Consider the following 3904-nt stretch of genomic DNA (forward strand, 5'->3'; position numbering starts at 1 on the left):
CGATGCGAACCTTGCCTTCGCCCTCGGTCACTTCCAGTTCCGAGATACCGGATTCCGAGACGAGGTCGATCAGCGTTTTGAGTTTACGAAGGTCCATCGAAAATTCCCCTTTCAATGCTTGGTGACCGGGAGCTTTTCCCGGTGCTTGACTTGGTTTTTGGGTGCCGCCGACGGGTGCGTCCGTTGGCGCTTCTGACACTGGCTCCGCGTGATCGTGTGCGGGCAGTTCAGATCCGAGCGGGTCGCGGCTCAATCGCGCGTCTTCGGGGCAATGCGCTCGAGTGCGAAGTCGAGTGCATACAGATAGCCTTTCCAGCCAAGGCCGCAAATCACGGCTTCGGCGAGATCGGAGAAATAAGAGTGATGCCGGAAAGCTTCCCGCTTGTGGACGTTCGACAAATGAATCTCGACGAACGGCAGCGCCACGCCTGCAAGCGCATCGCGAATTGCGACGCTCGTGTGCGTGTACGCGGCCGGGTTGATCAGCACGAAATTCACCTGTTCGATCCGCGCCTGCTGAATGCGGTCGACGATCGCACCTTCATGATTGCTCTGGAATGACGTCAGTTCCGTGCCCGCAGCCTTGGCCTTCTCTGCCAGCGCCTGGTCGATCTGAGCGAGCGTGACCCGTCCATAGACGTCCGGTTCGCGGGTGCCGAGCAGGTTTAGATTAGGGCCGTGAAGCACCAGCAGTCGTGACATAGGGCTTTGGTTTATGCGGAGTTGGGCGCACTTTAGCGCCCTTTAGAGAATTTTGTCTAGTTTTACGAAGCCGCACCAGCCTTGGACTCCAGGCAGATAAGTGTGTACACGCGCATTTTGCACGCATTTTCGGGCAAAGTTCGCCGAATTACCGTTAACTTTCCGTGAATCGTTTCGATTTGACGCGGATCAGCCAGATGCCTACAGGCCGTCGAGCGTCGCTTTTAACTCTTTTGGGTCGACCTCACCCAGTTTTGTGGACCGGATCGCGCCTTTCGCGTCGATGACCACCGTGAACGGCAGCGCGCCCGCATTGTTGCCAAAGCTTCGGGCCAGATCGGCGCCGCCGAAGCCCGCAATATAGATGGGGTAGTCGACGGGCACTTTCTGCAGGAACGCGTTCACGTTCTTCTCGGAGTCCACGCCGAGCCCGATGAAGGTGATGCCTTTCTTCGCATATTCACGATGCAGCGCCGCGAGCGTCGGCATTTCCTTCACGCATGGGCCGCACCACGACGCCCAGAAATTGACCACGACCGGTTTGCCCTTGAACGATGCCAGGCTTTGTTGCGTGCCGGCGGCCATTTGCAGTTGCTGTTTCCAGAGGTCATCGACGGCATTGCCCTTTGCCGATGTCGTCATGGCCGCTTCGCTCGGGCTGCCGCCCATGATCAGATGGCTTGCATAAAAGCCGCCGCCGGTCGCCGCGATGGCGACAATCAGGGCAGCAACGATGCGCATGGGTTTCATAGTGATGTAGCCGGTGTGGAAGGAGGGGCGTCGAGGAGTGCCTGTACGGCGGCGGCGTTTGCGCGAGCAAGCTTGCCGCGGCCGTCGGCGCGGACGGCGCCTCGCAGGTCGTTGGTATCGTAAAGCGCGATGTGCAGGCCCATGGGTTCTTCGTCGCGGGATGGACGCGTGAGGAAGCTCAGCGTTTCCACATAACCGCGGCCGGCGAAATGGCGCGTCTCGGAGACATCGTATTGAATGTTTGCGTTCAGTAAATAGATTGCGACTTCCTTGGGGTTATCGCAGAAACATTGCAGATGGATGTCCGAGTGCTCGCCTGCGGTGCCGTTCAGCACGGCGCCGGTGACGTAAGGGTTGAACGGTTTCAGGCGCTGCATCCATTCGAGGGTGACCTCGCGCATGCGGCGCAGGACGGCCGGTTGGCTTTCACTTTGGAAGAGTGCCTGGTACTCGCGGATTTCTTCTTCGATCTGCGTGTTATCGGGGAGCCATTCGCCGCTGACGCGCGTTTCGCCGATCACCTGGCGGGCGGCTTTGCGCTTGGCGGTGGAGTAGTCGAGGCCGTCTTCGGCGATCATTCGCGCCGCCGCGATGGCGATTTCCTCGCGGACGCGCTGAGGGTCGAAATGAGGTTTGCGAATCATGGTGAGGATGATACCGGAAGGGGCGGACGCTGGCGGTTGGGTGGGGTTTTGGTTGGGAGGAGGTTTGTTGTTCGTAGGGGTCAGGGTTATTGCTGGGTTGCTGCTTTTAGGCTTTCGCGCGTTCTGTTTTAGCTGATTTTTTTAGCACTGTTAGCCACTGTGCGTGGCGGCACTTCATTTCTTTGTCCAACGGCGACAAAGAAACGAAGCAAAGAAAACGCCTTTCCACCGACGGCACATAAGTGTCCCGAGCGTGCAGTGACAACTGTTTGGTACTTCACAAGAACGCTCGACGCCATAACCTCGGGCAGTTGAACCCCTCCCCCTCCGTCAACGGCAACCCACACGCTTCGCCACCAGTGTGGGAATCCGTTAATCAGGCTTCCGCGCTGCGCGCGCTGACGCCCAAACGCAGGGGCTGGCTGTACTGGCGGCGAAGTCTAGGGCCAGTTCAAGATGTTGTGGACCGGTTACGGGCTCACCCGTTGTTATGCCAAGGTCAGGTTTCCGTATTGACTGCCACAATTACTGGTGGCGAAGCGTGTGGGTATCTGTTGAAGGAGGGGGAGGGGTTCAAGTGTTCTGAATTCCGGTGTCGAGCGTTCTTCTGACGTACCAAACAGTTGTCACTGCACGCTCGGGACACTTATGAGCCCTCGGTTGAGAGGCGTTTTCTTTGCTTCGTTTCTTTGTCGCCGTTGGACAAAGAAATGAAGTGCCGCCACGCACAGTGGCTAACAGTGCGAAAAATATCAGCCAACACCGAACGCGCGAAGACCTAAACAGCAACAACCCGGCATCACCCCCGACCTCCCTCGCCCAATCCCGGCCCCAGGCGCCAGCCGTCCAACCCTGTCGGTTACAATATCCCCCTCCGGGCGCAGGAATATTCCCAACTTCCCCCCGTGCCAACAAACCTCTATGCACATTCACATCCTCGGCATCTGCGGCACATTCATGGGCGGTCTCGCAGTCCTCGCGCGCGAAGCCGGACACCGCGTCACCGGCTGCGACGCCGGCGTCTATCCCCCCATGAGCACGCAGCTCGAAGCTCAAGGCATCGAGTTGATCGAGGGGTACGGGGTCGAACAGATCGCACTGGAACCCGATCTCTTCGTGATCGGCAACGTGGTCACTCGCGGCAATCCACTGATGGAAGCCATCCTCGATCGCGGCCTGCCCTACACGTCCGGCCCGCAATGGCTCGGCGAACATGTCCTGAACGGCAAATGGGTGCTCGCAGTCGCCGGCACGCACGGCAAGACCACCACGAGTTCCATGCTCGCGTGGCTGCTGGAGGATGCGGGTCTCAATCCGGGATTCCTCATCGGCGGGGTGCCGCTCAATTTCGGCATTTCAGCGCGTCTCACGGATTCGAGCTTCTTCGTGATCGAAGCCGACGAATACGACACGGCTTTCTTCGATAAACGCTCGAAGTTCGTCCATTACCGCCCGCGCACGGCGCTTCTGAACAACCTCGAATTCGATCACGCCGACATCTTTCCGGATCTCGGCGCCATCGAAACCCAATTCCACCATCTCGTGCGCACCGTTCCCGGCGTCGGCAGGATCGTGACGAACGGGCGTGAGGGCGCACTCGAACGCGTACTGACGCGCGGTTGCTGGTCAAGTGTCGAGCGTTTCGGCGTGCAAGGCGGCTGGGAAGCGCAGCCGGCCACCGAAGGCGTTCCCGCCGATGAACAATTCGCCGTCTATTGGGAAGGCGAGCGCATGGGCGTGGTCGACTGGCAAGTTCAAGGCGAACACAACCGCCTGAACGCGCTGGCGGCGATCGCGGCGGCGCGTTC

Annotated in this window: 4 protein-coding genes and 1 pseudogene; 1 reads left to right on the forward strand and 4 read right to left on the reverse strand. The window is 59.4% G+C overall.

Going from position 1 to position 3904, the window contains the following annotated elements:
* The 4 genes and pseudogenes from ACRXB1_RS32470 to ACRXB1_RS32485 form a co-directional block, all read right to left on the reverse strand.
* Nucleotides 1-97 (reverse strand): annotated as a pseudogene (locus ACRXB1_RS32470) (acetyl-CoA carboxylase biotin carboxyl carrier protein); the annotation flags it as partial.
* A 152-nt stretch (nucleotides 98-249) separates the two neighbouring features.
* Complete coding sequence (aroQ, locus tag ACRXB1_RS32475; RefSeq protein WP_449494366.1) at nucleotides 250-702, reverse strand: type II 3-dehydroquinate dehydratase; 453 nt, start codon at nucleotides 700-702, stop codon at nucleotides 250-252.
* 201 nt (nucleotides 703-903) lie between these two features.
* Entirely contained in the window at nucleotides 904-1452 is a 549-nt protein-coding gene (locus ACRXB1_RS32480; RefSeq protein WP_062000274.1) for a TlpA family protein disulfide reductase, read from the reverse strand.
* Nucleotides 1449-2096 (reverse strand): hypothetical protein, encoded by a 648-nt coding sequence (locus tag ACRXB1_RS32485; protein ID WP_062000273.1) that lies wholly within the window; start codon nucleotides 2094-2096, stop codon nucleotides 1449-1451. Before ACRXB1_RS32485 ends, ACRXB1_RS32480 begins: the two co-directional genes overlap by 4 nt.
* A gap of 864 nt (nucleotides 2097-2960) precedes the next feature.
* Between ACRXB1_RS32485 and mpl the strand changes: the two genes are divergently transcribed.
* Nucleotides 2961-3904 (forward strand): UDP-N-acetylmuramate:L-alanyl-gamma-D-glutamyl-meso-diaminopimelate ligase (gene mpl / locus ACRXB1_RS32490; protein ID WP_449494367.1); only part of this gene is annotated, 944 nt, incomplete at its 3' end.

The sequence above is a fragment of the Caballeronia sp. M23-90 genome (genome assembly GCF_053574605.1).